The following is a 6,289-nucleotide window of genomic DNA, read 5'->3' as shown; positions in this document are numbered from 1 at the left end:
TTTCGAGGGGAACGCGCTGCGCATCACTGGGGGTCCTCAGATGTCCGCGCCCGAAGGATTCCAGGTCCAACAGGCCGACATCCTGGCCGACGCCGTGACCTCGCTCAACGAGCTCGCGCGGAAGTTCAGCGGGTTGATCTCGCAGTTCGAGCAGGACGTGACGCCGCTTCTCGCCAAGTACGCCACATGAGCGCGGCGTTGGTCCTTCGGCGGCTCGTGGTCTGCTGTGCGGCAGTGGGCGCGGTGGCCGCGGTGGCGGGGTGCTCGGCCGAGGAGCCGGCGAAGCCGCAGCCGGAGCGGGAGCGGCCGGCGGTCGACGTGCCTCGGGATCGTGACGAGGGAGCCGTCGTCGACGGGTTGCGGCGGGTTGACCTGTGTGCGGTGCTCGAGGCCGGCGTGGGAGGTGGGCGCCTGTCCGCGGCGCGGCCGTCCGCCTGTTCGGTGACCGCGCGTGGCGGCGGTGTCGAGGTCGAGGTTCACCTCTTGGGCTCGGCGGATCGGCTGCGGCTTCCGACGCGTGATCTCGGTGGGGCGAAGGCGTACGTCGACGCGTCGGTGGGGCAGTGCACGATCTCGCTTCCGGTGAGCTTCGAGCTGGCGATCCAGTTCCGGCAGGACACCTCGTGCGACGCCGTGGAGCCCGTGGTCGCCGACGCCGCGGCCGCCCTCGCCGACCCGGGCCTGGTTGGGGCCGACCCGCGGTGGGAGGCGTGCGAGGTGCTGCGGGCGGTGTCCGGCACCGACGTCGACCACGTCGACACCATGGACAGTTGCGTCGACAAGAAGAGCTTGGCCGTGCTCGAGCTCACGTACGGGGACCCCGGCACCTTCCCTGCCGACGGCTGGCAGCGGACGACCATCGACGGCGTGGAGGTCGCGACGCTGGACGACCGGGACCCCGACGCGCCGAGCTGTACTGCCGAGTGGCGGGTGGGACGCGAGGTCACCACCCACGCCGACGGCGACCTGCGGGCCCAACTGAGGGCGTACGACTGCGACAAGGTGACCTCCCTGCTCGAACCCGTGCTGGCCACCCTGAAGCAACGGCCCGGCGATGGCCGTCCACGGCACCCGCTGCTGTACGCGCCCGACGAGCCGGACCGGCCGTTCGCGGGTGCCTGCGCCTACGCCGACCTGCCCGAGAACGCCGACTGCGCCCCCTACGTCGAGACGGCGCTGCCGGACGATCTCACGGCCGCGGCCGACCCGGACGTCTACTGTGCGGTGGCGCGGGACTCGGTCGCGAAGGAGTTCGGCGCCGGGATGCGCGCGGTCACCGCGCACGACGACTGCTACTTCGTCTCGCCGGAACGGCTGGTGCAGGTGACGGTCGCGCTGTGGGAGGAGCCGGCGCATGGGTTCGTGGCCGGCGATCCGCGTGCGCGGCAGGTCATGATCGGCGGCCACCCCGGCTTCGTCCTGCCCCGGGTCGACGCGCGTCCGTACGAGGTGTGGTTGGCGACGACGACGAGCGTGGACAAGCCCGGCGCGCTTCGCGTCACCCTCGCCCCCGGTCCCGTCGCCGGGGGACGGCTCACCGACGAAGCGGTGGCCCGGGTGGCGCCGGTACTCGCGGACATCGTGCGGGCGCACTTCTCGTGATGCGTGACGGTCAGGGCTTCGGGAGGTCGAAGTAGTTGATCAGGCCGGCCGCGAACGCGATGTCGCCGCGGACCTTGACCTTTCCGCGCATGAAGAGCATCGCCACGTTCACCGTGCCGGTCACGGTGCGGAGGAAGTCCACCGGGGACAGGGTGAGCGTCACGCGGGCGTCGTGGGTCGGGCGGCGGCCGGACGCGCACGTGCCGGACTCGATCAGGGTCTGGAAGCGGTCGTAGCCGCCGTCGCCCGTGCCGCCGGTGAAGCGCCAGTGGACCACCGCGCGCAGGTCGGCGGCGCGGACCGGGTCGAGGTGCTCACTCATCCGCCGGAAGATCTCGCCGAACACCACGTGCCGCAGGTGCGTGTGGGCCATCAGCTGCTCCAGCTGCGGGGTCGACGCGCGCGAGACGAACCAGACGAACGTGTCCGTCCGCATGTTCGCCAGCTCGATGCCCGTGCCGACCCGGCCGAGCATGTCCAGCACGTCGATGAGCTGCACGAACTGCGCCTCGTCGAGCCGTTGGGGGTCGACCGCCCGCGCGAACGCGTCGATGTCCACGCCCGGCGCGACCGCCACCCGGACCGGCGCAGGCTCTGGCTTCCGCCTGAATCGCATGGACAATTGTCTACTCACCGGTAAAGCTACGTGCGAGTAGGTACCCTGGCCTGGGACGTCAGGAGGCTCCAGTGACTGTGGACGAGCGGCGGCGGGTCAAGCGGTTACCCCGCGAGGTGCGTGAGCGCCAGATCCTCGACGCGGCGGTCCGCGTGTTCTCCGCCCAGGGCTACCACAACGCCTCGATGGACGAGATCTCCGACGTCGCCGGCGTCTCCAAGCCGATGATCTACGCCTACCTCGGCTCGAAGGAAGACCTCTTCGCCGCGTGCATCCACCGCGAAGCCACCAACCTCCTCGATGCGATCACCCGCGGCGTGCATGTCGAGCTTCCGCCGGACATGCAGCTCTGGCACGGCCTGCGCGCGTTCTTCGACTTCGTCGGCGAGCAGCGGGAGGGCTGGCAGGTCCTGCACCGCCAGGCCATCTCCCAGGGCGGCCCGTTCAGCGAGGAGCTCCTCGCCATGCGCGACCAGGCCATCAGCATCGTCGACACCCTCCTGGTCCGCGTCGCCACGAAACAGGGCCTCGACGACAACGCCACCGAGGCTCTCGCCGCCGCGCTCGTGGGTGCCGCCGAGTCGCTGGCCGACTGGTGGCTCGACCACCCCGACGTGCCCAGCAAGGTCGTCGCCTCGCGGCTGATGAACCTCGCGTGGATGGGCTTCGGCGACCTGGTCGAGGGCAACACCTGGCACCCGGTGGACTAGCTGATCGTCCCCTCGAGGTGCGGCTTTCCGTTGCGGGCGCCGAACAGCTCGAACCGCCAGCCGTCGTCGGCCGGGAAAGCCGCGAAGCCGGCCTTCGACGGCAGGAGCACCGGCAGCTTGAACCGGACGTCGACCGTGCACGCCCCGGGCAGCCGGCCCTCGAACGCCGCGAGGCAGCGGGCCTTGGTCCACATGCCGTGCGCGATCGCCCGCGGGTAGCCGAACATCTTCGCGGTGAGCTTGTGCAGGTGGATGGGGTTGCGGTCGCCGGAGACCTCGCCGTAGCGGCGGCCGATGTCCTCCGGCACGGACCAGACCGCCGTGGGTGCCGGCGGCTCACGACGCTGCTCAGTGGTCGAGTCGGTGGTCGAGTCGGTGGTCGAGGAGGAACCCGACCCGCCGCCGCGGCGCAGGTACGTCGACACGTCGGTCCACACGACGTCGCCGCCGACCAGCGCCTGGGAGATCATGTCGAACTGCTTGCCACGCGGGTGTTCCCGCAGGTTCGCCACGTGCGCGCGCAGCTCCAGCTCGTCGCCCAGGCGCAGCGGCCGGGTCTGGGTGATCCGGTTGGCCACGTGCACCGAGCCGGCCAGCGGGAACGGGAAGTCGCCGGCCGCCATCAGCTTGATCTGCAAGGGAAAGGTGAGCAGGTGCGGGTAGGTGGCCGGCAGCTCGTCGCCGAGGCGGAACCCGCAGACCCGGTTGTACGCGGCGAGATGCGCGGGATCCACCCGCACGCCGGCCAGCGAATACTCCGTGTCCGGCAGGTCGCCGCCCTTGCGCCGCAGGCCGCTGAGCACCGCCTTCGGGTACAGCGTGGTGAGGCTCGGCGCGGCCGAGAGCTGGGTGATCGCCATGTCAGGCCCCCAGCAGGCTCTGGCCGCAGACCCGCACGACGTTGCCGTTCACCGCGGCCGAGCCCGGACTCGCGTACCAGGCGATGGTCTCCGCGACGTCCACCGGCAGGCCGCCCTGGGACATGCTGTTCATCCGCCGGCCAGCCTCGCGGATGAACAACGGGACCGCGGCGGTCATCTTGGTCTCGATGAACCCCGGCGCCACCGCGTTGATCGTCGCGCCGCGCTCGGCGAGCAGCGGGGCGTAGGAGTCGACCATGCCGATCACGCCGGCCTTGCTGGTGGCGTAGTTGGTCTGACCGACGTTGCCGGCGATGCCCGCGATCGAGGAGACGCCGATGATCCGGCCGTTCTCCCGCAGCGCGCCGGCCTCGAGCAGCGCGTCGTTCACCGCGAGCTGGCTCGCCAGGTTCACGGTCAGCACGGCGTCCCAGGCCGACGACTTCAGCTTGCCCAGCGTCTTGTCCCGGGTGATGCCGGCGTTGTGCACGACGATGTCGACCCCGCCGTGCCGCTCGCTCAGGTGCCGCACGATCCGCGCGGGCGCGTCCGCCGCGGTGATGTCGAGCTGCAGCGTGGTGCCGTGGACCCGGTTGGCCACGGCGGACAGCTCGTCGCCCTGGGCGGGGATGTCGAGCGCGACGACATGCGCGCCGTCGCGGGCAAGCACGTCCGCGATCGACGCGCCGATGCCCCGGGACGCACCCGTGACCAGTGCGACCTTGCCGGCCAGCGGGCGGTCCCAGTCGGCCGGCTCGACCGCCGGCGAGCCGTGCGTGCCGACCCGGATCACCTGGGCGTCGACGTAGGCGGACCTGGCGGACAGCAGGAAGCGCAGCGTCGACTCGACCGCCGCCTCGGCGCCCGGTTCGACGTAGACGAGCTGGACGGTGGCGCCGCGCTTGAGCTCCTTGCCGACCGAGCGGGTGAAGCCCTCGAGTGCGCGCTGGGCGATCGTCGCGCGCGGGTCGCCGGCCGACTCCGGCGGTGTGCCGAGCACGACGACCCGCCCGCAGGTGCCGACCGAGCGGATCACCGGCTGGAAGAACTCGTACAGCTCACGCAGCCGCTGCGGCGTGGTGATGCCGGTGGCGTCGAACACCAGCGCCGCGTGCCGGGCCTGCGCACCTTCGGCCGCGGCGAGCGGCTCGGTGAGGGCCTCGATCCCGGCCGACTTGAGCACGGTGTGCACGGTGTCGAGCAGGCGGCCGCCCCGCGCGGCGCCGACCAGCGCCGGACCGTTGAGCGCGGGGTCGCCGGGGCGGTACCGGCGCAGCGGGGTGGGGTTGGGCAGGCCGAGCCGGCGAACGATCTGCCGGCCGACGCCGGACCGGGCAAACTGCTGATAGCGGTCGGTCATGATGCTCCGCTTTCCGTGGTCGGGGCCTCATTCGACGCCGAGCCTACTCGCGAGTAGGTTAGAATTGCCAGCCGGGACGATGTCGAGCACGGGGATGTGACAGATGGCTGAGGTGCGCAAGGTCGCGATCGTCGGCGGCAACCGGCTCCCGTTCGCCAGGTCCAACGGCCGCTACGCCACCGCCTCCAACCAGGACATGTTCACCGCCGCCCTCGACGGTCTGGTGAGCCGGTTCGGCCTGCAGGACGAGCGGCTCGGCGAGGTCGCCGCCGGCGCGGTCCTCAAGCACAGCCGGGACTTCAACCTCACCCGGGAGAGCGTGCTCGGCTCGAAGCTGTCACCCGAGACGCCGGCCTACGACGTCCAGCAGGCGTGCGGCACCGGGCTGCAGGCGGTGCTCCAGGTGGCCAACAAGATCGCGCTCGGCCAGCTCGAGTCCGCGGTGGCCGGCGGGGTGGACACCACGAGCGACGCGCCGCTGGGGATCAACGAGGACCTGCGGCAGATCTTCCTCGAGCTCAACCGCGCACGCAGCGTCGGCGCGCGGCTCAAGGCGCTCACCAAGCTGCGGCCCACGCAGGTCGTGCCGGACATCCCGCGCAACGCCGAGCCGCGGACGGGCCTGTCGATGGGCCAGCACGCGGCGATCACCGCGAAGGAGTGGGGTGTCAGCCGGGAGGCGCAGGACGAGCTCGCGGCCGCCAGCCACCAGAAGCTCGCCGCCGCCTACGAGCGCGGCTTCTTCGGCGACCTGCTCACGCCCTACCTCGGCGTCACCAGGGACGCGAACCTGCGACCGGACTCGTCGGCGGACAAGCTCGCCAAGCTCGAGCCGGTCTTCGGCGGCCCGGACGGCACGATGACCGCGGGCAACTCGACGCCGCTGACCGACGGCGCGTCGACCGTGCTGCTGGCGTCGCAGGAGTGGGCGGCCGCCCGCAGCCTGCCGGTGCTCGCGTATCTCACGTACTCGGAGACCGCGGCGGTCGACTACGTCCATGGCCGGGAGGGCCTGCTGATGGCGCCGGCCTACGCGGTGCCCCGGATGCTCGCCAGGGCCGGGCTGTCCTTGCAGGACTTCGACTTCTACGAGCTGCACGAGGCGTTCGCCTCGCAGGTGCTCGCGACGCTGGCCGCGTGG

At 71.7% G+C, this 6,289-nt stretch carries 7 protein-coding genes; 4 read left to right on the top strand and 3 right to left on the bottom strand.

Annotated elements, in window-relative coordinates:
- Both VGD70_RS02770 and VGD70_RS02765 read left to right on the top strand, forming a co-directional pair.
- Positions 1-190: hypothetical protein (locus VGD70_RS02770; RefSeq protein WP_331077755.1), on the top strand; the 190-nt coding region annotated here is incomplete at its 5' end.
- A complete protein-coding gene (locus tag VGD70_RS02765) occupies positions 187-1,602 on the top strand; it encodes a hypothetical protein (RefSeq protein ID WP_331077753.1) in 1,416 nt (471 codons plus the stop codon). The genes VGD70_RS02770 and VGD70_RS02765, both read left to right, overlap by 4 nt.
- Before the next feature lie 10 nt (positions 1,603-1,612).
- On the opposite strand, the gene VGD70_RS02760 is transcribed toward VGD70_RS02765, so the two are convergent.
- Positions 1,613-2,218, bottom strand: coding sequence for an SCP2 sterol-binding domain-containing protein (locus VGD70_RS02760; protein WP_331077751.1), 606 nt, complete (start codon positions 2,216-2,218; stop codon positions 1,613-1,615).
- 71 nt (positions 2,219-2,289) lie between these two features.
- Between VGD70_RS02760 and VGD70_RS02755 the strand changes: the two genes are divergently transcribed.
- Positions 2,290-2,928, top strand: a complete 639-nt coding sequence (locus VGD70_RS02755; protein WP_331077749.1) for a TetR/AcrR family transcriptional regulator — start codon at positions 2,290-2,292, stop codon at positions 2,926-2,928.
- On the opposite strand, the gene VGD70_RS02750 is transcribed toward VGD70_RS02755, so the two are convergent.
- Positions 2,925-3,788: a MaoC/PaaZ C-terminal domain-containing protein gene (locus VGD70_RS02750; protein WP_331077747.1), complete on the bottom strand. Its 864-nt coding sequence runs from the start codon at positions 3,786-3,788 to the stop codon at positions 2,925-2,927. The two genes, VGD70_RS02755 and VGD70_RS02750, sit on opposite strands and share 4 nt — an antisense overlap.
- A gap of 1 nt (position 3,789) precedes the next feature.
- Positions 3,790-5,148, bottom strand: a complete 1,359-nt coding sequence (locus VGD70_RS02745; protein ID WP_331077745.1) for a 3-oxoacyl-ACP reductase — start codon at positions 5,146-5,148, stop codon at positions 3,790-3,792.
- A 103-nt stretch (positions 5,149-5,251) separates the two neighbouring features.
- Here VGD70_RS02745 and VGD70_RS02740 point away from each other — a divergent pair.
- Positions 5,252-6,289 (top strand): acetyl-CoA C-acetyltransferase (locus VGD70_RS02740; RefSeq protein ID WP_331077743.1); only part of this gene is annotated, 1,038 nt, incomplete at its 3' end.

This window comes from Actinophytocola sp. (assembly GCF_036402745.1).
GTDB lineage: Bacteria > Actinomycetota > Actinomycetes > Mycobacteriales > Pseudonocardiaceae > Actinophytocola.
Note: the sequence above shows the minus strand (reverse complement) of the source record. Positions and strands in the feature narration are given on the sequence as shown.